Source organism: Phenylobacterium sp. (assembly GCF_013911965.1).
In the GTDB taxonomy this organism is placed as follows: domain Bacteria; phylum Pseudomonadota; class Alphaproteobacteria; order Caulobacterales; family Caulobacteraceae; genus Phenylobacterium.
Window position 1 is genome coordinate 58,730 of the sequence record NZ_JACESE010000009.1, and the last position, 24,205, is coordinate 82,934.

Annotated in this window: 25 protein-coding genes; 10 read left to right on the top strand and 15 right to left on the bottom strand. The window is 71.1% G+C overall.

From position 1 onward, the window contains the following. Positions 1-10: 10 nt before the first annotated feature. Together rocD and H2041_RS10780 are read right to left on the bottom strand one after the other, a co-directional pair. Complete coding sequence (rocD, locus tag H2041_RS10775; RefSeq protein WP_293412487.1) at positions 11-1,246, bottom strand: ornithine--oxo-acid transaminase; 1,236 nt, start codon at positions 1,244-1,246, stop codon at positions 11-13. A 14-nt stretch (positions 1,247-1,260) separates the two neighbouring features. Next, positions 1,261-2,136, bottom strand: a complete 876-nt coding sequence (locus H2041_RS10780; protein WP_293412489.1) for a dimethylarginine dimethylaminohydrolase family protein — start codon at positions 2,134-2,136, stop codon at positions 1,261-1,263. Positions 2,137-2,259: 123 nt separating this feature from the next. Between H2041_RS10780 and H2041_RS10785 the strand changes: the two genes are divergently transcribed. From H2041_RS10785 to H2041_RS10795, 3 genes are all read left to right on the top strand, one after another. Then, the gene (locus tag H2041_RS10785) at positions 2,260-2,682 is read left to right on the top strand and encodes an Lrp/AsnC family transcriptional regulator (protein WP_293412491.1); all 423 of its coding nucleotides are present in this window, start codon (positions 2,260-2,262) and stop codon (positions 2,680-2,682) included. 56 nt (positions 2,683-2,738) lie between these two features. Continuing rightward, positions 2,739-4,529: a M3 family oligoendopeptidase gene (locus tag H2041_RS10790; protein WP_293412493.1), complete on the top strand. Its 1,791-nt coding sequence runs from the start codon at positions 2,739-2,741 to the stop codon at positions 4,527-4,529. A gap of 61 nt (positions 4,530-4,590) precedes the next feature. Then, a complete protein-coding gene (locus H2041_RS10795; protein ID WP_293412495.1) occupies positions 4,591-6,768 on the top strand; it encodes a beta-glucosidase in 2,178 nt (725 codons plus the stop codon). A 3-nt stretch (positions 6,769-6,771) separates the two neighbouring features. On the opposite strand, the gene H2041_RS10800 is transcribed toward H2041_RS10795, so the two are convergent. Further along, a complete protein-coding gene (locus H2041_RS10800) occupies positions 6,772-8,439 on the bottom strand; it encodes an amidohydrolase (protein WP_293412497.1) in 1,668 nt (555 codons plus the stop codon). A 107-nt stretch (positions 8,440-8,546) separates the two neighbouring features. On the opposite strand from H2041_RS10800, the gene H2041_RS10805 reads away from it, so the two are divergent. From H2041_RS10805 to H2041_RS10835, 7 genes are all read left to right on the top strand, one after another. Beyond that, positions 8,547-9,020 carry a PaaI family thioesterase gene (locus H2041_RS10805; protein ID WP_293412499.1) on the top strand — a complete coding sequence of 158 codons (474 nt, stop codon included), beginning with the start codon at positions 8,547-8,549 and terminating at the stop codon, positions 9,018-9,020. A 5-nt stretch (positions 9,021-9,025) separates the two neighbouring features. Beyond that, entirely contained in the window at positions 9,026-10,084 is a 1,059-nt protein-coding gene (locus tag H2041_RS10810) for an alpha/beta hydrolase (protein ID WP_293412501.1), read from the top strand. Positions 10,085-10,151: 67 nt separating this feature from the next. Further along, positions 10,152-10,397 (top strand): aa3-type cytochrome c oxidase subunit IV, encoded by a 246-nt coding sequence (locus H2041_RS10815; protein WP_293412503.1) that lies wholly within the window; start codon positions 10,152-10,154, stop codon positions 10,395-10,397. Positions 10,398-10,586: 189 nt separating this feature from the next. Further along, entirely contained in the window at positions 10,587-11,720 is a 1,134-nt protein-coding gene (locus tag H2041_RS10820) for a Re/Si-specific NAD(P)(+) transhydrogenase subunit alpha (RefSeq protein WP_293412505.1), read from the top strand. 31 nt (positions 11,721-11,751) lie between these two features. Continuing rightward, positions 11,752-12,069, top strand: coding sequence for a proton-translocating transhydrogenase family protein (locus H2041_RS10825; protein ID WP_293412507.1), 318 nt, complete (start codon positions 11,752-11,754; stop codon positions 12,067-12,069). 21 nt (positions 12,070-12,090) lie between these two features. Beyond that, positions 12,091-13,506: an NAD(P)(+) transhydrogenase (Re/Si-specific) subunit beta gene (locus tag H2041_RS10830; protein ID WP_293412509.1), complete on the top strand. Its 1,416-nt coding sequence runs from the start codon at positions 12,091-12,093 to the stop codon at positions 13,504-13,506. Positions 13,507-13,733: 227 nt separating this feature from the next. Continuing rightward, entirely contained in the window at positions 13,734-14,450 is a 717-nt protein-coding gene (locus H2041_RS10835; RefSeq protein WP_293412511.1) for a M23 family metallopeptidase, read from the top strand. Here the strand turns inward: H2041_RS10835 and H2041_RS10840 are convergent. The 12 genes from H2041_RS10840 to ruvC form a co-directional block, all read right to left on the bottom strand. Further along, complete coding sequence (locus H2041_RS10840) at positions 14,447-14,848, bottom strand: hypothetical protein (protein WP_293412513.1); 402 nt, start codon at positions 14,846-14,848, stop codon at positions 14,447-14,449. The two genes, H2041_RS10835 and H2041_RS10840, sit on opposite strands and share 4 nt — an antisense overlap. Before the next feature lie 50 nt (positions 14,849-14,898). Then, complete coding sequence (tilS, locus tag H2041_RS10845; RefSeq protein WP_293412515.1) at positions 14,899-16,170, bottom strand: tRNA lysidine(34) synthetase TilS; 1,272 nt, start codon at positions 16,168-16,170, stop codon at positions 14,899-14,901. Then, positions 16,161-17,015, bottom strand: coding sequence for a tol-pal system protein YbgF (ybgF, locus tag H2041_RS10850; protein WP_293412517.1), 855 nt, complete (start codon positions 17,013-17,015; stop codon positions 16,161-16,163). The genes tilS and ybgF overlap by 10 nt, the downstream gene beginning before the upstream one ends. A gap of 148 nt (positions 17,016-17,163) precedes the next feature. Further along, positions 17,164-17,718, bottom strand: coding sequence for a peptidoglycan-associated lipoprotein Pal (gene pal / locus H2041_RS10855; protein ID WP_293412519.1), 555 nt, complete (start codon positions 17,716-17,718; stop codon positions 17,164-17,166). Between the two features lie 134 nt (positions 17,719-17,852). Then, a complete protein-coding gene (tolB, locus tag H2041_RS10860; RefSeq protein ID WP_293412521.1) occupies positions 17,853-19,151 on the bottom strand; it encodes a Tol-Pal system beta propeller repeat protein TolB in 1,299 nt (432 codons plus the stop codon). A gap of 14 nt (positions 19,152-19,165) precedes the next feature. Continuing rightward, positions 19,166-20,005, bottom strand: coding sequence for an energy transducer TonB (locus H2041_RS10865; protein ID WP_293412523.1), 840 nt, complete (start codon positions 20,003-20,005; stop codon positions 19,166-19,168). A gap of 10 nt (positions 20,006-20,015) precedes the next feature. Then, positions 20,016-20,495: an ExbD/TolR family protein gene (locus H2041_RS10870; RefSeq protein WP_293412525.1), complete on the bottom strand. Its 480-nt coding sequence runs from the start codon at positions 20,493-20,495 to the stop codon at positions 20,016-20,018. A gap of 3 nt (positions 20,496-20,498) precedes the next feature. Then, positions 20,499-21,209, bottom strand: a complete 711-nt coding sequence (gene tolQ, locus H2041_RS10875; RefSeq protein WP_293412527.1) for a protein TolQ — start codon at positions 21,207-21,209, stop codon at positions 20,499-20,501. A 234-nt stretch (positions 21,210-21,443) separates the two neighbouring features. Continuing rightward, positions 21,444-21,911, bottom strand: a complete 468-nt coding sequence (locus H2041_RS10880; protein ID WP_293412529.1) for a YbgC/FadM family acyl-CoA thioesterase — start codon at positions 21,909-21,911, stop codon at positions 21,444-21,446. Positions 21,912-21,983: 72 nt separating this feature from the next. Further along, positions 21,984-23,015, bottom strand: coding sequence for a Holliday junction branch migration DNA helicase RuvB (gene ruvB, locus H2041_RS10885; protein ID WP_293412531.1), 1,032 nt, complete (start codon positions 23,013-23,015; stop codon positions 21,984-21,986). Continuing rightward, the gene (ruvA, locus tag H2041_RS10890; protein ID WP_293412712.1) at positions 23,012-23,629 is read right to left on the bottom strand and encodes a Holliday junction branch migration protein RuvA; all 618 of its coding nucleotides are present in this window, start codon (positions 23,627-23,629) and stop codon (positions 23,012-23,014) included. The genes ruvB and ruvA overlap by 4 nt, the downstream gene beginning before the upstream one ends. Then, positions 23,629-24,135: a crossover junction endodeoxyribonuclease RuvC gene (gene ruvC / locus H2041_RS10895; RefSeq protein WP_293412533.1), complete on the bottom strand. Its 507-nt coding sequence runs from the start codon at positions 24,133-24,135 to the stop codon at positions 23,629-23,631. The genes ruvA and ruvC overlap by 1 nt, the downstream gene beginning before the upstream one ends. Between the last annotated feature and the right edge of the window lie 70 nt (positions 24,136-24,205).

The window sequence follows — 24,205 nt, forward strand, 5'->3', positions numbered from 1 at the left end:
CCGCCGCCGCTCAGTCGCGGAGGGCGGCGTCGAACTGCTCGGCGATCCAGTCGGCCTGGTCGTCGGTCAGGATCAGCGGCGGCGCGATGCGGATGGTGTGGTCGTGGGTCTCCTTGCAGAGGAGGCCGCGGCGCTGGAGATTCTCGCAGACGCGGCGGGCGCCGCCGGCTTCGGCGTGCAGCTCGACGGCCAGCATCAGGCCCCGGCCGCGCACCTCCTTGATGGCGTCATGGCGGATGCCGGCGAGCGAGGCCTTCAGCCGCTCGCCCACCCTTGCGGCGTTCTCGACCATGCCTTCCTCCACCAGCACCCGCAGGGCCGCACGGGCCACGGCGCAGGCCAGCGGATTGCCGCCGAAGGTGGAGCCGTGCTCCCCGGGCTTCAGCACGCCCAGAACCTCGTCGTTCGAGAGCACGGCCGAGACCGGATAGAAACCGCCCGACAGCGCCTTGCCCACCAGGGTCAGGTCGGCCTCGACGCCCTCGTGCTGCTCAGCCAGCAGCTTGCCGGTGCGGCCGAGGCCGGTCTGGATCTCGTCCAGAATGAAGATGACGTTGTGCCTGGTGCAAAGCTCGCGGGCGGTCTTCAGATAGCCGGCCGGCGGGATGATGACGCCGGCCTCGCCCTGGATCGGCTCGACCAGAAAGGCGACCGTATTCTCGGTGATCGCGGCCTCCAGGGCCCCCGCGTCGCCGAACGGGACGACCTTGAAGCCCGGGGCGAAGGGGCCGAAGCCGCCGCGGGCCTGGTCGTCGGTGGAGAAGCCGACGATGGCCAGCGTCCGGCCATGGAAGTTCTCCGAACAGACGATCACCTCGGCCCTGTCGGCCGGCACGCCCTTGACCTGATAGCCCCACTTGCGGGCGACCTTCAGGGCGCTTTCCACGGCCTCGGCGCCGGAGTTCATCGGCAACGCCTTGTGGGAGTTGGTGAGCGCGCAGATCTCTTCATAGAAGAGGGCGAGCTGGTCGTTGCGGAAGGCGCGGCTGGTGAGCGTCAGCTTCTTCGCCTGCTCGACCATGGCCTCCAGGATCTTCGGATGGCAGTGGCCCTGGTTGACGGCCGAATAGGCCGAGAGCGCGTCGAGATAGCGCTTGCCGTCGACGTCCCAGACATAGACGCCTTCGCCGCGGCTGAGCACGACGTCGAGGGGCTTGTAGTTCTTGGCGCCCAGACGGGCCTCCACAGAGATGTAGTCGTCGGCGGTGGCGAGGCGGGGGCGTTCGAGGATGGCGGCGTCGGTCATGGCGTCCTCCTGGACTATTCGGCGGCGGCGAGCGCGGGGGCGGGTTGCGAGCTGACGTCCAGGCGCAGCGTCATGCAGAAGGCCGCGCCGCCGGACATGATGAAGGGGGAGAGGTCGACCTCGACCAGGCGATAGCCCTTGGCCTCCAGCTTGGCCTTCAGGGCCGGCGGGGCCTTGGCCATCACCACCGTCTCGCCGAGGTTGACCGCGTTGACGCACAGGGCCTCGGCGTCGGCCTTGTCGGCCTCGATCAGCATGTCGGGCGCGACGCGCTCGCGCAGGGTCTTCAGGGCCTGATCGGTGAAGGCCGGCGGGTAGTAGAGGATGTGGCCGCCGTCGAGCGGCCGCATGCAGGTGTCGAGGTGGTAGAAGTGCGGCGTGGCCAGTTCGAGGGCCACCACCTCCTTGCCGAAGAAGTCGGCGACCGCGTCGAGGCCTTCCTTGGTCGAGCGCTGGCCGTAACCGCCGAAGAAGAGATCGCGGCCCTTGTCCCAGAGCGCATCGCCGGCGCCTTCGTGCACCACGCCGTCGGGCAACTCGGCCACTTCCTTCAGCAGGCCTCGGTCCCGCAGGGCCTGGAAGGCCTTCAGGAAGGGGGCCTCCTCGCCGCGCCGTTCGGGATGGGCGAAACGGGCCATCAGGGCGCGGCCGTCGAGCACAGTGGCCGCATTGGCCGGGAAGACGAGATCGGGCAGGCCGGCCTCGGCCGGGATCATGTCGACCTTCGCGCCCATGGCCTCGATGGCGGCCCGCAGCTCCGCCGAAGCGGCGAAGGCGCGCTCGCAGGCGCTCTCGTCAGCCCGCCAGACCGAGGGATCCATCCACGGATTGATCTGGTAGCACACCTCGAAGTGGGCCGGGTCGGTCATCAGGTAGTGCGGCTTGCGCATGGCGGGCCTCCCTTGAACTCACGCTGGGACCCTGAGTCTGGGCGGCGGTCGCGCTAGCGAAAAGCAGCAGAGCGTAATAGTTTTGATCGAATATCTGGCGTTTCGACAGGAGGGGCTGACGATATGGATGAACTCGACCGCCGCCTGCTGGCCCTGCTGCGCGCCGACGCCCGTGCGCCCGTCGCGGCGCTGGCCGCCCAGCTCAAGGTCTCGCGCGGGACGGTGCAGAACCGCATCGACCGCATGCGCGAGCGCGGCGAAATCCAGGGCTTCACCGTCCGCACCCGCCCCGACGTGGAGGCTCAGCGTGTCCGCGCCATCATGACCATCGCCGTGGAGGGGGAGAGCGGACCGCGGGTGCTGCGCGGCCTGCACGGCTTTCCCGAGGTGGTGGCGGTCCACACCACCAACGGCCGGTGGGACCTGGTCGCCGAACTGGACACCGGCAGCCTGGGCGAGTTCAGCGAACTGCTGGACGGCGTCCGCCGCATCCCCGGCATCTCGGCGACCGAGACCTCGATCCTGCTGGCGACGACGCGGCTCTGAGCCTTCCGTGGCGAGAGGTGGTGGCGCGCGTCGCAGGGCGTGATTAGATCGGCCCCATGAACGCTCCCGTGAAGACCGACACCCTGCCCCAGTGGCGCCTCGACGACCTCTATGTCGGGCGCGACGACCCGCAGATCGAGGCCGACCTCGGCAAGGCCCGCAAGGCCGCCGAAGACCTGGCCGCCTATAAGGGCCAGCTCGTCGCCGCCCGCGCCGAACCGGAGACGCTCGGCCGGCGGCTGGACGAGACGATCGGCCTCTATGAGATCGGGACCAACGCCCTCTACGGCGTCGGCGCCTATGCCTCGCTGTCGTCGAGCACGGCGCGCAACGATCCGGCCTGGTCGAAGTTCGAGGCCGACTTCCGCGCCAAGGCGGCGATGATCGCCGCCGAGACCCTTTTCTTCACGCTGGAGATCAACGAGCTGGAGGAGGCCGAGCTCGAGGCTGCGCTGTCGGCCCACGCCCCGGCGGCCCGTTGGCGGCCGTGGCTGCGGCGCGTGCGCCTGTCGCGCCCGCACGAGCTGTCGGCCGATCTGGAGCGGATGATGGTCGACCGCGGCCCGGCCGTGGCCAACTGGGTGCGCCTCTATGACGAAACCCTGGCCCGTCTGACCGCCAAGGTGGGGACCGAAACGCTGACCCTGCCCGAGGCGCTGAACCGCCTCTCCGACCCCGACGCCGCTCAGCGCAAGCGCGCGGCGCAAGGCCTGGCCAAGGCGCTGGAGGAGCGGACGCCGACGCTGGCGCTCTGCCTCAACACGCTCGCCTTCGAGAAGCAGGTGGACGACCGCTGGCGCAAGTACGCCAGCCCTGCGGCCTCGCGCCACCTGGCCAATGAGGTGGACGCCGACGCGGTCGAAGCCCTGGTGGAGGCGGTGACCGAGGCCTATCCCGCCGTCAGCCATCGCTACTATGCGCTCAAGGCCAAGGTCATGGGCCGCAAGAAGCTCGACTACTGGGACCGCAATGCGCCGCTCGACAGCGCCCCGCCGCGGACCTACGGCTGGGACGAGGCCCAGGCCATGGTGCTGGAGTCCTTCGCCGCGCTCGCCCCGCGTTTCGCCGACACCGCCCAGACCTTCTTCAGCCAGCCCTGGATCGATGCCCGCCCGCGCGCGGGCAAGCAGTCGGGGGCCTATTCGCACCCCGTGGCGGCCGACCGGCACCCCTATGTCTTCATGAACTATATGGGCGAGCGCCGGGACGTGCTGACCCTCGCCCATGAACTCGGCCACGCCGTCCACCAGACCCTCTGCGCGCCGCTCGGCACCCTGCTGGCCGACACGCCGCTGACCCTGGCCGAGACCGCTTCCATCTTCGGCGAGGGCCTGGTCTTCGAGCGCCTGCTGGAGAGCGCCAGCGACGAGGAGCGGCGCGGCCTGCTGGCCGGCAAGATCGAGGACGGGCTCAACACCGTGGTGCGCCAGATCGCCTTCCACAAGTTCGAGACGGCCTTTCACGCGGCCCGCCTGCAGGGCGAGCTGGCGCCCGAGCAGATCTCGGAGATCTGGCTTGACGTCATGGGCGAGAGCCTCGGCCCTGCGATCAGGCTCAATCCGGGCTACGAGCACTACTGGGCCTATGTCAGCCACTTCGCCCACGCCCCCTTCTACGTCTATGCCTACGCCTTCGGGGACCTGCTGGTGCGCGGCCTGATGGAGAAGCGGCGGGAGGACCCCAAGGGCTTCGCCCCGCTCTACGAGGACCTGCTCGCCGCCGGCGGCTCGCGGACCTATGTGGAGGCGCTCAAGCCCTTCGGCCTGAACCCGCGGGAGAAGGCCTTCTGGGCCGCCGGCATGACCCAGATCGAGCGGCTGGTCGACGAGTTCGAGGCCCTGGTCTGACAATACGTCCGTAGACGGACGATAAGCGCCCGACGCACGGGCGCGGGAGGAAATGGACGCAATGAGCCAAGCCGAGAACCGGCCGTGGATGGACCCTGCCCGCTCCCCTGACGAGCGCGCCGACCTGCTGATCGCGGCCATGACGCTGGACGAGCTGATCGGCCTCGTCCACGGCCCCATGCCCAACCTGCTGGATGAGGTCCCGACCGACGCCGCCCGCGGGGCGGGCTATGTCCCCGGCGTGCCGCGGCTGGGCGTCCCGGCTCAGAACGCCACCGATGCGAGCCTCGGCGTGGCCAATCCCCGCAAGGTGCGGGAAGGCGACGGCGCCACGGCGCTGCCGTCGGGCCTGGCGCTCGCATCGACCTGGAGCCCCGAACTCGCCCGTCAGGCCGGGGCCATGGTCGGCGCCGAGGCGCGCGCCAAGGGCTTCAACGTCCTGCTGGGCGGCGGTGTGAACCTGACGCGCGAGCCGCGCTGCGGCCGCAATTTCGAATATCTGGGCGAGGATCCGCTGCTGGCCGGCGTGCTCTGCGGCGAGGCCGTCGCCGGCGCCCAGTCGAACGACATCGTCTGCACGGTCAAGCACTTCGCGCTCAACGACCAGGAGACCTGCCGCCATGTGGTCGATGTCCGCATCGACGAGGCGGCGCTGCGCGAAAGCGATCTGCTGGCCTTCCAGATCGCCATCGAGCGCGGCGAGCCGGGCTCGGTGATGAGCGCCTACAACCGGGTGAACGGCGACTGGTGCGGCGAAAACGACTTCCTGCTGAACCGGGTGCTGAAGGGCGACTGGGCCTATCCCGGCTGGGTCATGTCCGACTGGGGCGGCTGCCACTCCACGGCCAAGGCGGCGCTGGCCGGCCTCGACCAGGAGTCCGGCTACCAGCTCGACAAGCAGGTCTATTTCGGCGCCCTGCTGAAGGCGGCGGTCGAGGCGGGCGAAGTCCCGTTCGAGCGGCTGGCCGACATGGCCCATCGCATCCTGCGCAGCCTGATCGCCCGCGGCTTCCTCGACCGGCCGTGCGAACGGGCGGAGATCGACTACGCCGCACACGAGGCCGTCGCCCAGGCGGCCGCCGAGGCCGGCTGCGTGCTGCTGAAGAACGAGGGCGATCTGCTGCCGCTGCAGCCGGGCGTGAAGGTCGCGGTCATCGGCGGCCACGCCGATGTGGGCGTCCTCTCCGGCGGCGGCTCCTCGCAGGTCATCCCGGTGGGCGGACCGTCGCTGGAGATTCCGGTGGAGATCGGGCCGTCCTCGGCCTTCTCCCGCATCACCTATCATCCGTCCGCGCCGCTGGCGGCCATCGCCGCACGGGCCGGCGAGGCCCTCTATGCCGACGGCCAGGACCTGGCCGCCGCCATGGCCATCGCGGGTCAGGCGGACGTGGCCATCGTCTTCGCCGAGCAGTGGACGACCGAGGCCGAGGACGTCCCGACGCTCGCCCTGCCGAACGACCAGCACACCCTGATCGCCGCCGTCGCCTCGGCCAATCCGCGCACGGTGGTGGTGCTGGAGACCGGCGGGCCGGTGACCATGCCCTGGCTCGAGGACGTCCAGGGCGTGCTGCAGGCCTGGTATTCGGGCTCGAAGGGGGGCGAGGCCATGGCGCGCCTGCTGTTCGGCGAGGCCGAGCCCGCCGGCCGCCTGCCGATCACCTATCCGAAGTCGACCGACGACCTGCCGCGGCCGCAGGTGCCCGGCATGATCTTCGGCCCGCCGGAGGAGGGGAAGACCATCCCCACCTCCTATCCGAACGTGCAGCAGCACAAGGGCCGCTTCTCCATCGACCATCCGGAGGGCGCGGCCGTGGGCTACCGCTGGTTCGACCGCGAGGGGAAGGACGTCCTCTTTCCCTTCGGATTCGGCCTTTCGTATACGCGCTTCGCCTTCGAGGACCTGAGGCTGGAGGGCGGCGAGACGGTGCGCGCCCGCTTCGTCGCAGCCAATGTGGGCGAGCGCCCGGGCGTGGCGGTTCCGCAGCTCTACGCCCGCGTGGCCGGCGCCGACGGCCGCGAGACCCTGCGCCTGATCGGATGGGCGCGGCTCGAGCTCGCGCCGGGCGAGCGCCGGGAGGTTGAGATCCTCGCCGATCCCCGCCTTCTCGCCGCCTACGACGTCACCGTCCCCGGCTGGCGGATCGCCGGCGGGCCGGTGTCTGTCAGTCTACGGACGAATGCGCTGGCCGAGGCGCTCGGCGGGGCCGTGGAGCTCGTGGCCCGCACCTTCGCGCCCTGAGCCTCAGCGGCCGTCGTAAACGATCTGACCGTCCACCACCGTCAGGACGGCGCGGCCTTTGGGGATCTCTTCGACCGGAGCGCTCATCAGGTCGACGGAGAAGGCGCTGAAGTCCGCGCGTTTGCCGACCTCGATGGTCCCGAGTTCGTCCTCGGCGAAGGCGGCGTAGGCCGGGGCCGTGGTGAAGAGGGCGAGCGCGGCGGGCCGGCTCAGCGCCTCCTCCGGGCGCCAGCCTTCGGCGGAAAAGCCCTTCAGGTCCTTGCGCGCCACGGCGGCGTAGAACTCGATCAGCGGATCGCCCCGCTCCACCGGCGCGTCGGACCCGCCCACGACGAGGGCGCCGGCGTCCTCCAGGCTCTTCCACGCATAGGCGCCGTCCAGCCGCGCCATGCCCAGGCGGGCGGGTGCGAAGTGGAGGTCGCCGATGGCGTGGCTCGGCTGCATGGAGGCGATCACCTGCTGGTCCGCAAAGCGTTCGATCTCGCCGGGACGGATGATCTGGGCGTGTTCGATCCGCCAGCGGGCGAGCCCGGCGGCGTGCGGATCGTCCCTGAAGGCGTCCTGGTAGAGATCCAGCACGACGGTGTTGCCGCGGTCGCCGATGGCGTGAGTGGCCACCTGCACGCCGGCGTCCTTGGCCCGCGCCAGCGCCTTGGCCACCTCCGCCGGATCGCTCACCAGCATGCCGCGGCTGTGGGGCGCGTCGGCATAGGGCTCGTGCAGCGCCGCCCCGCGCGAGCCGAGCGCGCCGTCGATGTAGAGCTTGACGGCGCGGGTGACGATCCGGCCGTCCGAGCCGGGGCGCGGACCGGACTTAAGCAGCGGCCCGGCGCTCTCCAGGTCCACGGCGTTGTAGACGCGCATCGGCGCCTGGCCCTGGGCCGCCATCGCCTCCAGCAGGGGAACATCGGCGAAGTCGACGCTCATATTGTGGACCCCGGTCCAGCCGTAGCGGGTCTCGACGGCGAAGGCGGCGCGATAGGCGGCGAGCTTCTGCGCCTCGGTCGGGCCCGTGTTCAGCTTCGCCACCAGGCCCATGGCGTTGTCGATCAGCATGCCCGTCGGCGCGCCGTCTTCGTCCTTCAGGATTTCGCCGCCCTCGGGCGCGGTCGTCGTCGCGTCGATCCCGGCGGCCGCCAGGGCGGCGCTGTTGGCCACGAGCGCATGCCCATCGGCGCGGATCAGCAACACCGGCCGGTCGGGCGCGACGGCGTCGAGGTCCTGCCGGTTCAGGAAACGCCCCTCCGGCCAGCCGGTCTCGATCCAGCCGCGGCCGACCACCGTCCCCTCCGCCGGCGCCGTTTTCAGATGTTCGGCGAGACGCTCCATGGCCTGCGCCGCCGAGACAGAGCCCTCCAGGTTCAGGGTCAGCTCCCGTTCGCCGATCCCCCGCAGGTGGGCGTGCCCGTCGACGAAGCCGGGGAACAGGGCCGCGCCCCCCAGGTCGACGACCTGCGTCTCCTCGCCGCGCAGCGCCTCGGCGCCGGCGCGGTCGCCGACGAAGACGATCCGACCATCCTTCACCGCCACCGCCTGGGCGGTGGGGGAGGCTTGCGCCCCGGTGTGGATCGGGCCGCCCCAGAAAAGGGCGTCGGCGGCGGGTTCGGCCTGGACGGGCAGGGCGCCGAGGGCGAGGGCGAGGACGGCGGCGGGCGGCGCGAGCTTGAGCATCGCAGGAGACTATTGCGCCCCCATCGGCCGTCAAACGGTCTTGCGAGGGGGCCGCGCCCGGCGGTCAAGCCTTGTCATTTCTCAAACGGGCGTTAGTCAGCTTGCCCATGTCCGATGATCTCACACCCGTGCAGGCCGCCGTCGTTCCGGACGGCTACGTCATCAACCTCTGGCAGCGCGGCTTCGGCCGGACGGTCGGGCCCTTCTATTCCAAGCGCGACGAGGCGACGAACGTGGAGGTCATGGCCTTCCGGGTGGAGGAGCATCACGCCAACGGCATGAACAACTGCCACGGCGGCATGCTGATGAGCTTCGCCGACATGGCCTGGGGCCGGGTGGTGTCCAACCAGCGGCAGATGGGCTGGGTGACCGTCCGCCTGACCACCGACTTCCTCTCCGGCGCCCAGATGGGCGACTGGGTCGAGGGCTCGAGCGAGATCATCTCCGAGCAGGACGACATCTTCACCGTCCGCGGCCGCATCTGGTGCGCCGACCGGACGCTCATGACGGGAACCGGCGTCTTCAAGGGCCTGCGCAACATCGCGCGCAAGCCCGGCGACCGCCAGGCGGCGCAGGCTTGAACACCATGACCGATCAGACCAAGCCCCAGGACGCCAAGGCCGTCGCCGAGTTCGAGGACGACCGTCCCGTCCACACCGAGCCGGGCGAACTGCCGCCCGAGGTTCAGGCGCCTCTCCTGCCCTTCAACGGCGAGGCGCCGCCGGCGCCCAAGTGGTTCGAAGACGCCATCGCCCAGGAGCCGGAGCGCGGCTTCGTCACCTCCCTGGGCAGCAGGATCGAGGTGCTGACCTGGGGCGAGGTGGGCAAGCCCGGCCTGCTGCTGGTCCACGGCAACAGCGCGCACGCCGACTGGTGGAGCTTCATCGCCCCGTTCCTGGCCGACGACTTCCGCATCGCCTCCATGTCGCTGGCCGGCATGGGCGCCTCGGACTGGCGCGAGACCTACTCCTTCCAGGACTTCGCCGAGGACGCCGAGGCCGTGGCCCGCGCGACGGGCCTCTATGAGGGCGGCCGCAAGCCGATCTATGTCGGCCACTCCTTCGGCGGCTCGCAGGTCTTCTATGCGGCGGTCAAGCATCCCGAGCGCATGCATGCGGCGGTGATGGTCGACACCGGCTTCGGCGGTCCGCCGCCCAAGGAGCGGGAGGAGATGGAGCGCCGGATGGCGCAGGTCCGCAACATCCCCACGCCCGACCGGCCCAAGCGCGTCTATCCGACCTTGGCCGCGGCGCTGGCGCGCTTCCGCTTCATGCCGCCCCAGGCGCCGGGCAACCTCTTCGTCGCCGACTTCATCGCCCGCCGCTCTCTGAAGCGGGCGCCGCTGGAGGACGGTTCGGGCGAGGGCTGGACCTGGATGTTCGATCCGTCCATGTGGAACAAGCTCGACCGCAGCGCCATGAACGCCTTCGTCACCGAGGCGCCCCCCAAGGTCACGACGCCGCTCGCCCACATCTACGGCGCCGACTCGCAGGTGATCGCGCGCCGGCAGGACGGCCAGCCGAGCCCGCTGCCGAAGGACCTGATCGAGATCGCCATCCCGGATTCGAACCATCACGTCATGGTCGATCAGCCCCTCGCCCTGGTCGCGGCCCTGCGCGCATTGCTCGCGGTCTGGCCGTCTTGAGCGTCGGCGCGCTCTCGTGTAGCACCGCTTGAAATTGGATCTTCGCAAGACAGAGAGACCGGCCGCCATGGGCGAACAGGCTTCCGACTATCACCGCGGCGAAATGGACATCCACGAACAGAAGGCGACTTTCGACCTGTTCATCGGCCTGACCAAGTGGGGATCCCTGGCCGTGATCGCGGGCGTGCTCTTTCTGACGCTCTTCTTCTGCACCGGCGCGGGCTTCATCGGCGCGGCGGCCTCGGCCGTGGTGGTCACCGTGATCGGCGTCCTGGTCCTGCGCGCCAAGCCGGAGGCGGCTGCGGCGCACTAGCGCCCGTCCGGCGCGGCTGTCGCACGATCAAGGCTCCGTCGGGTCCGGCGGAGCCTTTCGCATCGCATGGCGGCCTCCCATGAACGGCGATCAGTTCAAACGCCTGTTCGAAAATCGCTGATCGGCTTCTGGACAAGGCGCCGACAACCTCCCTAAGGTCCGCCGGCTTCATCACCGGGGGATCAGGGCATGCCAGTCATCGCCGTCACGAAGGAACGTCAGGCCGGCGAGACGCGTGTCGCCGCCACGCCGGACACGGTGAAGAAGCTGATCGCCGCCGGCTATTCGGTGGTGGTCGAGGCCGGCGCCGGCGCGCCCTCCTCCTATCCCGACGCCGACTACGCCGCCGCAGGCGCCGAGATGGCGTCCGATCCGGCGGCCGCCATCGGCAAGGCGGACATCCTCTTCAAGGTCCGCGGGCCAGTGGCCGAGGAGATCGCCGCGCTGAAGGCCGACGCCATCGTCGTCGGCATGCTCAATCCGCACCAGGACAAGGAAACCCTGCAGGCGCTGGCCGCCAAGGGGGTTCGCGCCTTCACCATGGAGTTCGTGCCGCGGATCACCCGGGCCCAGGTGATGGACGTGCTGTCCTCCCAGGCCAACCTCGCCGGTTATCGCGCGGTGATCGAGGCGGCCAACGCCTATGGCAAGGTCATGCCGATGATGATGACCGCCGCCGGCACCGTGGCCGCGGCCAAGGTCTTCGTCATGGGCGCCGGCGTCGCCGGCCTGCAGGCCATCGCCACGGCGCGCCGTCTGGGCGCCGTCGTCACCGCCACCGATGTCCGGCCCGCCGCCAAGGAGCAGGTGGAGAGCCTGGGCGCCAAGTTCGTCGCCGTCGAGGACGAGGAGTTCAAGGCCGCCGAGACGGCCGCCGGCTACGCCAAGGAGATGAGCCCGGAGTATCAGGCCAAGCAGGCCGCGCTGGTCTCCGAGCACATCCGGAAGCAGGACATCGTCATCACCACGGCCCTGATCCCCGGCCGGCCGGCGCCCAGGCTGGTCAGCGCCGAACAGGCGGCCTCCATGCGCCCGGGCTCGGTGATCGTCGACCTGGCCGTGGAGCAGGGCGGCAACGTGGCCGGCTCCAAGCGCGGCGAGGTGGTCGAGACCGAAGGCGGCGTGAAGATCGTCGGCTACGCCAACCTGCCCGGCCGCATCGCCGCCGACGCCTCGGCCCTCTACGCGCGCAACCTGTTCGCCTTCGCCGGCCTCTTCCTCGACAAGGAAGGCGCCTTCGCCCCGGACCTGGAGGACGAGATCCTCAAGGCCGCCCTGGTCACCCAGGGCGGCGCGGTGGTCCACCCCGCCCTGGCCGGCTGAGCCCACACGAGAAAGAGAGAGAGGACGACCCATGGAAGCTGTCGATCCCACCGTCTTCCGCCTGGCGATCTTCGTGCTCGCCGTCTTCGTGGGCTACTACGTGGTCTGGAGCGTGACGCCGGCCCTGCACACGCCGCTCATGGCCGTCACCAACGCCATCTCCTCGGTGATCATCGTCGGCGCCCTGCTGGCCGCCGCGGCCCACAGCGCGGGCGGCGAGCTGACCTCCAGCGTGATGATCTCCAAGGGGGCGGGCGCCCTGGCCGCGGCCCTGGCCGCGGTCAACATCTTCGGCGGCTTCCTGGTCACCCAGCGCATGCTCGCCATGTACAAGAAGAAGCAGAAGTAGAGCGGGCTCGGGGCAAACACCATGAACGCCAATCTCGCGGCCATCCTCTACCTCGTCTCCGGGGTCCTCTTCATCCTGGCCCTGCGCGGGCTTTCCAGCCCGGAGACCAGCCGGGCGGGCAACCGCAACGGCATGATCGGCATGGCCATCGCCGTCGGCACGGTGCTGGCCACCCTCTTCAGCCAGGGCGCGCTGGACGGCCTGACCCTGGCCCTCATCGTCGGCGGCGTGGCCCTCGGCGGCGGGGTCGGGGCGGTCATCGCGCGCAAGGTCGCCATGACCTCCATGCCGCAGCTGGTGGCGGCCTTCCACAGCCTGGTGGGCCTGGCCGCCTGCCTCGTGGCCGTGGCCGCCATCTACACGCCCGAGGCCTATGGCATCGGCGTCGCCGGCGCGATCCACGGGGCGTCCCTGATCGAGCTGTCGCTGGGGCTGGCCATCGGCGCGGTGACCTTCACCGGCTCGGTCATCGCCTTCGCCAAGCTCAACGGCAACATGTCCGGCGCGCCGATCCTCCTGCCGGCCCGGCACCTGCTCAACATCGCCATCGCCGTCGCCATCGTGGCCCTCGTCGTGGTGCTGGTGATGAGCGGCGGCTCGGCCATCTGGGCCTTCTGGGCGATCTTCGGCCTGTCCCTGCTGATCGGCGTGACCCTGATCATCCCCATCGGCGGGGCCGACATGCCCGTCGTCGTTTCGATGCTGAATTCCTATTCCGGCTGGGCGGCCGCCGCGCTGGGGTTCACGCTGGAGAACACGACCCTGATCATCACCGGGGCCCTGGTGGGCTCCTCGGGGGCCATCCTCTCCTACATCATGTGCAAGGGGATGAACCGCTCCTTCATCTCGGTGATCCTCGGCGGCTTCGGCGCCGACGACTCCGCGGCCGCCGCCGGCGGCAAGGTGGAGACCCGGCCGGTCAAGCAGGGTTCGGCCGACGATGCGGCCTTCATCATGAAGAACGCGTCGAAGGTCATCATCGTCCCCGGCTACGGCATGGCCGTCTCCCAGGCCCAACACGCCCTGCGGGAAATGGCCGACGTGCTGAAGGCCGAGGGCGTGGACGTGAAGTACGCCATCCACCCGGTCGCGGGCCGCATGCCCGGGCACATGAACGTCCTGCTGGCCGAGGCCCAGGTGCCCTATGACGAGGTCTTCGAACTGGAGGACATCAATTCGGAGTTCTCCACCGCCGACGTGGCCTTCGTCATCGGCGCCAACGACGTGACCAACCCTTCGGCCAAGACCGACCCGCAGTCGCCCATCTACGGCATGCCCATCCTCGACGTGGAGAAGGCGCGCACGGTGCTCTTCGTGAAGCGCGGCATGAGCTCGGGCTATGCCGGCGTGGAGAACGAGCTCTTCTTCCGCGACAACACCATGATGCTGTTCGGCGACGCCAAGAAGATGGTCGAGGGCATCCTCAAGTCGCTCTGAGACCGCGCTCGCGTTCTTCTCCGTCAGGGGCCGCGTCCGCCAGGGCGCGGCCCTTCGTCATTGCGCCGCCCAAGCGGCGCCGTGGTGCGGCGAATTGACGGCGAAGCCCGCCATGCTCGCGTCGAGAAGACTCCTTAACCCCAGCCGGACTAACGGATCGCCGACACACGGAGCTGCGCCGTCAGAAGACGTCGCCTCCGCCGCACAACAGACAGGGACGCCGCCCCTTGACCGACACGAGCCTGGCCGAGAACGGCCAAGCCCGCCGCCGCGCGCCGGGATTGATCCTTGGGGGGCTGATCGCTCTCGCCGCCCTGACCGCCGCCAACGCCGCCATCCCGCGCAAGGCGGCCGCGCCGCCGGCGCCGGCCGCAACGCCGGCGGCCGAAGAAGAGCCCGTCCTGATCGCCTTCCGCCACCCGCTGCCCGGGGAGACGGTCAATTCCCCCTTCGGCCTGCGCCGGCTGCCCTGGGAGGACGCCGGCCGCCTGCACGAGGGCGTCGACATCGCCGCCGATCCGGGCAAGCCCGTGCTCGCCGCCGCCGACGGGGTCGTCACCCGCGCGGGCTACGCCGCCGGCTACGGCCAGATGGTGGAGCTGACGCACGCCGAGGGTCTGGTCACCCGCTATGGCCATCTGGGGCGCATCGACGCGGCCATCCGCCCGGGCGTCGCGCTGAAGGCCGGCGCGCCCCTGGCCCGGGTCGGCTCCTCCGGCGTCTCCAGCGGCCCGCATCTGCACTTCGAGATCCGCGACGCCGACGACCGCCCGCTCAACCCGCTCTTCTTCCTGGGGCGCACCTTCGCCGAGGCCGACGACCTGCCGATCGAGCCTGCAGGCAAGGTCTCGCCGCGCGTGCGGCTGGCCTACGTCTCCAGCATCCCGGACTCCAAGCGGGAGATCATGATCCGCAAGGGACTTCTTTCGGAGGCGGGCGACTAGGCCCTGACCCGGCCGAACGCCTTGTCGGCCAGGAAGGCCGCCGCCAGTGTGGCGACCACCGCGGCGACCACGAACCAGGCGGGATGCGGGATGGAGATCATCGTCCACACCGCGAAGGCGAAGAGCAGCGCCGCCGTGACCCGCCCGGCCAGGGCGCGGCGGCCGGCGACCAGGCAGGCGGTCGAGGCGCCCGCCAGAATGCCGAGGAACCAGGCGATCAGGACCATCGCCTTGGCCTGCCAGGGGATCACCATCATCACCTGACGCATGGCCTGGGGGTCGGTCAGGTTCATCCCCTCCGGCGGCGGGAACAGCATGTGTCCCACGCTCTCGACCGCGAAGATGACGAGAACGCCGACCAGCAGGCCGGCCACGACGCCGAGCGCCAGACGCAACATGATGCCTCCCTGGCCGGGGTGGGCCCGGCCCTAGCTTGCGGGAAGATAGCCTAAGCCGTGCGCGCGGCCACCGGTTCCCTGTCGATCAGGCCGCAGGCGGCCTGCAGGCGCGGCAGGACGAGGCTCGTGGCGCGCGCAAGCGCGGGGTCGACGCTGACCGCCAGAGGGTCGGCCGCCTTCGCCCAGACGGGCAGGGCGCCCCGTGCGGCTTGGGGGACCTCCTGCAAGGCTGTGCGGGCCGCCGGCGGCAGCCGCCGCGCCACGCCGGCCAGGCGACGCACGCACAGGCCCGGGGCCTGAGCCTCGATCTCGAAGCGGCCGTCCCAGACCTCGGTCACGCCCGGCGCGAGAGGCCGGGACGCCAGACCGCCGCGCGCGGCCTCGCCCGCCTCGCGAAAGAACAGCACCCGCTCGGCGTCGGCCGCGACTCTCGCCCCGGCGAGGGTGGCGGCCACGGGCCCCTCGCCCGACAGAGCCTCCGCCAGGCGTCGCCGCGCCGCCGGCGCCGGCGGCCGGCTCCCGCCGCCGGCGCACAAAGCGGCGACGCCCACGAACACGTCGGCCGCCGGATGCCGCCGCAGGGCGGCGCGCGGAAGGCTCAGAACGCCCGGCCAGGGCTCCCGGGTCTGACGGGCCAGACCGCTCGGGTCGGGGCGGGGCGCGGCGTCCGCCGACGGGACCGGTCGCTGCCGGCGCGCGCGGCTCCGCGCATAGGCGAGGTCGGCGTTGGCCGGATCCTCGATCCACGACCAGCCGCCCTCGACCAGCGCCTCCCGCAGCTCGCCCCGACGGAGGCCCAGCATGGGACGCAGCAGAAAGACGTCCCGTCCCGCCGGCCAGACGGGGCTGGGCGCCCAGACCTTGGGATCGGGCGTGCTCGACCCGGCCGCCCGCATGGCCGCGGCTTCGGCCAGGTCGTCCGCCGTATGGCCCATCAGTACGACGCGGGCGCCCGCCGTTCGCGCGGCCTCGGCGATCAGGCGATGTCGGGCGGCGCGCGCGGCCGCCGGCAGCCCGCGGGGGGGCTTCGGGCCGCACCAGGCCCGGCGAACGAACCTGCGGTCCAGGCGGCGGGCGACGTCCGCGCAGCGTCGGGCCCAGTCGGCGGCGTCCGCCTGCAGGCCGTGATCGACATGCAGCACGAGCAGGTCGCGGCCGACGCCGCGCGCCCAGGCGTCGGCGGCGATCAGCAGGGCGAGCGAGTCGCCGCCGCCGGAGAAGGCGACGCAGACCGGCGCGGCGGAGGTCCGCGACAGGCGCCGGTCGAGGACGGCGCCGATCGCCGTCTGGAGGTCGGGGCGCAGGCCCTGGGTCAGCCGCACCGCGCTTCGGTGCGCGCGGCCGACGCGCGCGCCTTGATGGAGGGCGCGGCGTTGGGATAGCGGCGCGAGAGCTCGCCCAGCGCCTGGCAGGCGTCGGCGGCCTTGTCGAGGGCGATCAGCGACCGCGACAGCTCCAGCACGGCGTCGGGCGCCCAGGGCGTGGCCGGCCATCCGCGGATCGCGTTGATGAAGGCGCTGGCCGCCTCGCCATCGGCGCCGCGCACCACCAGGGTCTTGCCGAGCCAGTAGTTGGCCTCCGGCGCGAGGTTGGAGTCCCCGTGCCGGCTGACGAACCCTTCGAAGGCCGCCTCGGCGCCGTCGTAGTCGCCGCTCAGCATCAGGCCGCGTGCGCGGTCGAAGGCTTCCCTGGGGGGGGCGTTGACGGGGGCCGGCGTGGCGCCCAGGCCAGGGGGCGGCGTCGAGCCGCCCGTCCCGGTCACCTCCGGCGCGCCGGTATAGGCCTCGAGCGCGTTCAGCCGGTCGGTCAGCCCCTTCAGCTGGCTCTCCAGGGCGGCGTTCTTGTCCTTCAGCTGCCGCAGTTCGAAATTGGTGGTCTCGATCTGGCCGTTGAGCCGGGTCAGCACGGCCTCAAGGTCGGAGACGCGGCGGTTCAGCTCCTCCAGCCGGTAATCGGTTTCCGCCGGCTGGACGACCACCGGCCGGCCGGTGTCGCGGCCCTGGAAGACGATGGCCCGCAACTCGCGCACCACCTTTTCCATCCGGTCCACGCGACGCGCGTCGCGGGCGTCGAGCGGGTCGTCCATCGGCGTCTGGGCGAGCGCGGCGCCGGAGACGCTCATCATCAGGACGAGGGCGGCGGAAAGGAGCGGGCGATTGGGCGTCATGATCTGCATCTAGCGGGCGCGAGAGCCGAAATTGCGGCGGTGGACGAGGGCAGAATGGCGGGCGCGGCGCGGTCTGGCCAGGGGCCGGACAGCAAAGAGGGGACCCCGAAGGGTCCCCTCAGCTCTCCTCAGGCTACGGCGCGCGCGATCAGCGGGCGCCGGAGATGATCGCCGTGTGGGCGTTCCGGTTGCGCTGGTAGGCGGCTTCCGAGGTGCCCGGATCGATCGGCCGCTCCTTGCCGTAGGACACGGTGGTGATGCGGCTGGCCGAGACGCCGCGCGAGACCAGGAAGTCGCGGACCGCGTTGGCGCGGCGGGCGCCCAGGGCGAGGTTGTATTCGCGCGTGCCGCGTTCGTCGGCGTTGCCTTCGATGCGGACCATGACCGACGGATAGCGGTTCAGCCAGGCGGCCTGGGCGGCCAGGACCGGTTCGGCGTCGGCGCGAACGGCGTAGGAGTCGAAGTCGAAATAGACCCGGTCCCCGACGTTGATGACGAAGTCCTGCATGGTGCCCGGAAGCGGGCCCTGGGAGACCGGCGGCGGCGGGGTGGTCGTGCCCGGCTGCGTCGCCGGCGGCGGCGTGGGTTGGGTGGGCGTGGCGGGCTCGGGTTTCGGGCGCGAGGCGCAGGCGGTCACCGAAGCGGCGGCGAGCGCGATGAGCGCAAACTTCGCAACGCGCGGGGTGGTGAGGCTGGAGGTCATCACTCAGTCTTTTCCTTGGCTAGGTTTCCAACACGCGGCGCGCCAAGCGCCGAAATCACTGCAGGCTGAACCGATTTAACTGGCTAGTGCTATGGAAGCCAAGATCGGACAAGCCTTTCTCCTATATTCACTTGTCAGTTGAGCAACGGCGACCACGCCGGATCCGATCCGGACTGCGGATAGGGAGCCGGGCGGACGATGCGTCCCGTCACATCGACGGTCCACAAACGCGGAGGGCCGCCGGGCGTTTCACGGGAGAACATCAAAACTCTGCCATTGGGCGCCCAGGTGGGGCCTTCGTCCAGATAGGAGGAGGTGAGCAGGCGCTCGCCCGACCCGTCGGGACGCATGATGCCGATGTGGAATCGTCCGCCCTCCTGCTTGGTGAAGGCGATGTATTCCCCGGTCGGGCTCCAGACCGGCGTCATGTAGCGGCCCGAACCGAAGGAGATGCGCCGCACCCCCGACCCGTCGGCGTTCATCACATAGATCTGCGGGCTGCCGCCCCGGTCGGAGTTGAAGGTGATCTGCGCCCCGTCCGGCGAGAAGGAGGGCGAGGTGTCGATGGAGGGGTCGGCGGTCAGCCGGCTCGAGGAGCGGCTGCGCAGGTCCATGACGTGGATGTCGGTGTTGCCGCTGCGTTCGACCGAGAAGGCCACCTTGCCCCCGTCGTGGGAGAAGCGCGGGGCGAAGACCATGCCCGGGAAGTTGCCCAGCGTCTCCCGGCGGCCCGTCTCCAGGTTGAACAGGTAGATGGACGACCCCTCCGGCCGCAGGGCCATGTAGGTGATCTCCTGGCTGGTCGAGGAGAACCGGGGCGTCATGACGATATAGGAGCCATCGGTCAGGTAGCTCGGATTGGCGCCGTCCTGGTCCATGATCGCCAGGCGCTTGACCCGGTCGATCCGCCCGCCGCTCTCGGCCACGAAGACCACGCGGGTGTCGAAATAGCCCTTCTCGCCCGTCAACCGCTCATAGACGGCGTCGGAGATCTTGTGGGCCACGCGCCGCCAGTTCTCCGAGGTGGAGGTGAACTGCATGCCCAGGAGCTGCTGCTCGGCGAAGACGTCCCAGAGGCGGAAGTTGACCGTCAGCCGCCCGGTGGGATCGACGCTCACCTCGCCATTGACCAGGGCCTGGGCGTTGATCGTCTTCCAGTCGCCGAAGCGCGGCTGGTAGCGGATGTCGAGGTCGCGCTCAATGAAGGCGGCCTGGTCGATGGGGCGGAAAAGGCCCGACCGCTCCAGGTTGCTGGTGATCACCTGGGCGATCTCGGCGCCGCGCTCGCCGCGGAAGCCGGGCACGGCGATGGGCAGGGGCTGGACGTCGCCGCGGTTGACGTCCACCTCGATCTGGGCGCGGGCCGGCAGGGCGAACGCGCCCACCGACAGGACGGCGGCCAGGACGGCCGCAAACAGGCTCTTCAATCGCATCGGCCTCGAACTCCTCAGTTGTCGGCGCACGCCTGGGCGGCGTTGAAGCTCACGACGATGGGGGCGCCGTAGAACTCGCGGGGCAGGGTGGTGAAGGGGGCTGCGCCATAGACGGCGCGGATGGCGCGTTCGGCGGCGGCGCGGACCACTGGATCGGAGGACCGCTCCTGGCCGCCGGCCTCGACGTCGCCGACCACGCGGCCGTCGCTGCTCAGGCGGAAGGTCACGCGGACGCGCACGTCGCGGGCGCCGTCGACCTCGCAATTGGGGTTCCAGCGCCGCTGCAGCTCCTCGGCCAGGCCGGACATGGCTGCGCCGGAAACGCCGGAGCCGCTGGTGTTCCGGGCCTCCCGCGCCGTCTCCGGCCGGTTGCGGCCTTTCGAGGCCGAGGAACTCTGCGAGCCCTTCAGGCTGTCGGCCAGGGCGTCGAGGTCGAGGCCGCTCTCCTTCTTGGCCGGCGCGGGCTTGGCCGGCGGGCTCTTGGCGGGCTCGGCCTTCTTCGGCGGCGCCTTTTCCGGGGCGGGCTTGGGCGCGGGCGCCGGCCGGGGCGCCGGGGTCTTCGGCTGCGGCTGAGGCTGAGGCTGAGGCTCGGCGAGCTCCGGCTGAGCGGCGGCGGGCGCCTCCAGCGGGGCGTCGGGCTCCGGGCTTTCGGTCTGCGCCGGCTGCTCGAGGGGACCTTCCACGGCCGGCCGAGGATTGGCGGGAATGTTGCTCACGATGTTGACCGGAACGACGGCGCCGACCTTCAGTTCACGCGCCCAGGGCCACGGGATCAGGGCCGCTCCGATCACCGCCGCGTGGGCGATGGCCGAAACGATCAGGGCCGTGGTGAGTGGGGACCGCTCGCGGCGCATGGCGGCGTCCCTAGCGCGCGGCCTGGTCGCCGCCCGAGGACGGGCCGCCCGTATCCGTCAGCAGGTTGATCGAGGTGAAGCCCGAGCTCGACAGGGCGGCCATGACCTGGGCCACCGTGGCGTAGGAGGCCCGACCGTCGGCGCGCACATAGATGGGCCGTTCGGTCGCGCCGTCGGCCATGGCCACCAGGCGCGGCGCCAGGGCGGAGAAGGGTGTCTCCTCCTCCTGGATGAAGATGGTCCCGTCGGCGCGGACCGAGACGGTCAGCGGCTCGGACTGGTCGGGGATGGCGCTGGCCTCGGTCTTGGGCAGCTCCAGCGGCACGCCCACGGTCAGCAGGGGGGCGGAGACCATGAAGACGATCAGCAGCACCAGCATCACGTCGACCAGCGGCGTGACGTTGATCTCCGACAGGGCGCCTCTGCGGCTGCCCCGGCGTCGGCGGCGGCCGCCGCCGGCGGAATAGGCGTCGTGGGCCGACAGCGCCATGGCTCAGCCCCGCTCGGCCAGCCGCCGCTGGATGGCGGTGGCGAGGTCGTCGGCGAAGCCCTCCAGCCGGCCGGCGTAGCGGCCCGCGTCGGAGGAGAACTTGTTGTAGGCGATATAGGCCGGAATGGCCGCGGCCAGGCCGATGGCGGTGGCGAACAGGGCCTCGGCGATCGCCGGCGCCACCACCGTCAGGTTGGTGTTCTGCTGGATGGCGATTTCCTGGAAGGCGTTCATGATGCCCCAGACGGTGCCGAACAGGCCGATGAAGGGCGAGGCGGTGGCGACGATGGCCAGCAGGGGCAGGCCCTCCTCCACGCGTGCGGTCTCGCGGGCGATGATGGAATCCATCACCCGATCGATGCGCTGGATCAGCAGGGCCGACTGGGTGTCGCTCGACAGGCCCTTGGCGCGGGCCTCCCGCCACTCGCGCAGGGCGGCCTGCAGCATGCGCGGCAGGGCGTGGCGGGGACGTTCGCCGGCCTGTTGGGCGATGTCCTCCAGGGACCGGCCGGAGGAGACCTCGTCCTCGAACCGGTCGGCCTGGCGGTTGAGGGCGGCGAAGCGCAGCAGCCGGTCGATGATCACCGCCCAGGAGAAGAGCGAAGCCAGGCCAAGCCCGATCATCACCGCCTTCACCACCCAGTCGGCGCGCAGGAAGAGCGAGATGAAGGAGAAACTCTCGGCGGTCAGGGTCGCTTGGGCGGCGGGGTCCATTCGGTCTGGGCTCCGTTGGCGGCCGGGCGAGGGAGTCGCCCCAGGGTGCAGTGAAACGCGGCGGTGGCGAACTTAAGGCGCCCGACGATGACGATCACGCCCGCACCCCCGGCGGTAGAACAGGTTTTTCGTCCATCGGGCGCCCCGGCCCCGTCGCACAGGACGTCCGGGCGCCGAATCGCACAGCCGACGGCAAGATGAATCAGGCGACGTCCGGCGTCACCTATGCCGCTCTTATGCCGGCGTTTCCGGCTCGGCGAAGTAGGGCGCGAGCGCCTGGGCCATGCCTGGCGGCGGCTTGCGGGGCCGGCCGTCCATCCCGATGCAGGCGGCCTGCACCGCGGCCTGGGCGATCAGGTCGCCGCCGCGCAGGATGCGCTGGCCGATGAAGAGCCGCGGCCCCTTCACGCGGTCATAGACCGTGCGGACCTGCAGGGCGTCGTCGATGCGCGCCGGACGCCGGAAGTCGATCTCCATCCGCACGATGGTGAAGGCGGCCGGATCCTCGCGGTCCAGCAGCTCGGCGTGCCGGACGCCGGCCACCCGCAGGAAGTCCGAGCGCCCGCGCTCGAAGAAGCGGACATAGCTGCCGTGATAGACGACGCCGGTGAAGTCGGTGTCCTCGTAATAGACCCGCACCGGCAGCACGTGCTCGCGGCCCTCGATGAAGCCCGCCGAGGGTTCGCCCGGATTGTCGGCCATGCCGCGCCTCCTCTGCTGCGTCCGTCTGGTCTGACCGCAGGTGAGGGCGGCGGGTCAAGCCGCAGGCGGCCTCTATTCGTCGAACAGGCTCGCCTGCCCCGCGCCGGGCGGCTGGGGCGGGGCGGAAAGGCCGAGGTGGCCATAGGCCTTGGCGCAGGCCACGCGGCCGCGGGGGGTGCGCTGGATGAAGCCCTGCTGCATCAGATAGGGCTCGATGACGTCCTCCACGGCGTCGCGCGCCTCGGCGATGGCGTAGGCGATGGTCTCCACCCCGGCCGGCCCGCCGGCATAGTTCTCGATCAGCGCCCGCAGATAGCGGCGGTCCAGGCTGTCGAGGCCGAGTTCGTCCACCTCCAGCCGCGCCAGAGCGCGGGCGGCGGCGGCCTTGTCGATCGGATCGGCGCCCTCGGCGGCGGCGAAGTCGCGCACCCGGCGCAGCAGGCGGCCGGCCACGCGCGGCGTACCGCGGGCCCGGGCGGCGATCTCGGCCGCCCCGTCCGGCGCCAGGTTCACGCCCATCTTGCCGGCGGCGTGGGCCAGCACCTTCATCAGCTCGTCGGGCGTGTAGAACTCCAGCCGCAGCGGAATGCCGAACCGGTCGCGCAGGGGCGTGGCCAGCATGCCCGCCCGCGTCGTCGCCGCCACCAGGGTGAAGGGCGAAAGGTCGATGCGGATGGACCGCGCCGAGGGCCCTTCGCCGATGATCAGGTCCAGCACATGGTCCTCCATGGCCGGATAGAGGATCTCCTCCACCTGCGAGGGCAGGCGGTGGATCTCGTCGATGAAGAGGACGTCGTTGGGCTCGAGATTGGTCAGGATGGCCGCCAGGTCGCCGGCCTTGGCCAGGACCGGGCCGGAGGTGGCGCGGAAGTTCACGCCGAGCTCGCGGGCCACGATCTGGGCGAGGGTCGTCTTGCCCAGGCCCGGCGGCCCGAACAGCAGCACGTGGTCCAGCGAGTCGCCCCGGGCGCGGGCGGCGTCGATATAGATCTTCAGATTGGCCTTGAGCTGCTGCTGACCGACGAACTCGGAAAGCGTCTGGGGCCGATAGGCGCGGTCGGCGCCTTCCATCGGCGCGGCCTCGCCCGAGACGAGGCGGGTCACCGGCCGAGCTCCTGCAGCGCCGCCTTGATCAGGGCGGCGGGCTGCACGTCCTCATCCAGGCGGGCGGCGGCGGCCTCGACCACCCGGCGGGCCTGGGGCTCGGTGACGCCCAGGCCCATCAGGGCGGCGACGGCCTCGCCTGCGGCCGAAGGCGCCGGCGTCGGCGTCGGCGTTTCGCCGGCCGGTACGAAAGCGCTGACGGGCAGGTCGGTCAGCGCCTTGTCCTTCAGCTCGGTGACGATGCGGACGGCGAGCTTGGGCCCCACGCCCTGGGCGCGGGCCACGGCGGCCTTGTCCTGCCGGCCGGCGGCGGCGGCCAGTTCGGCCGGCGAAAGCACGTCGAGGACGGCGAGCGCGGCCTTGGGGCCCACGCCCTGGATCTCCTTCAGGATCAGGAAGGTCCGCCGCTCGTCCCGCGTGGGGAAGCCGTAGAGGCGCATGCCCGCCTGCTCGCTCCACTGTGTCTCGATGTGCAGGACCGTTTCCTCGCCCACGGGCGGCAGGCGCGAGAGGGTGCGCGATCCGCAGCGGACCACATAGCCGACGCCCATGACGTCGATCAGGGCGTCCTCCTCGCCGATCTCGGCGACGGTCCCGCGCAGGCGTCCGATCATCACGCCACCCGCCTCGCCGACAGGTCGCGCGCGCTGCGGGCGTGCGCATGGGCGATGGCGACGGCGAGCGCGTCGGCGGCGTCAGCCGTCGCGCCCCCGGCGCCGGGCAGCAGGCGGGCGATCATGAAGGCCACCTGGTCCTTGTCGGCCGCGCCGGTGCCGACCACGGCCTTCTTGACAACGGTGGCGGCGTACTCGGCCACGGGCAGGCCGGCGCGCGCCGGCGCCACCATGGCCATGGCCCGGGCGTGGCCGAGCTTCAGGGCGCTGGCGGCGTTGTTGTTCATGAAGGTCTCCTCCACCGCGGCCTCGGCCGGGGCGTGGGCGGCGACCAGGGCGGTGATCTCCTCGAAGAGGGTCAGCAGCCGGTCGGCGAAGGGCAGCTTGTCCGAAGGCGCGATCACACCGTGCGCCACATGGCTGATGCGCGCGCCCTGCACGGCGATCACCCCCCAGCCGGTGCGGCGGAGGCCCGGGTCCAGTCCGAGGATTCGCAGGGCGGCCATGGCGTCTCTATAGGTCTGTTCGGGGATTGTTCCTACCGCCCTATTGGCCGCGGACAGGGTTAGCCCCGCG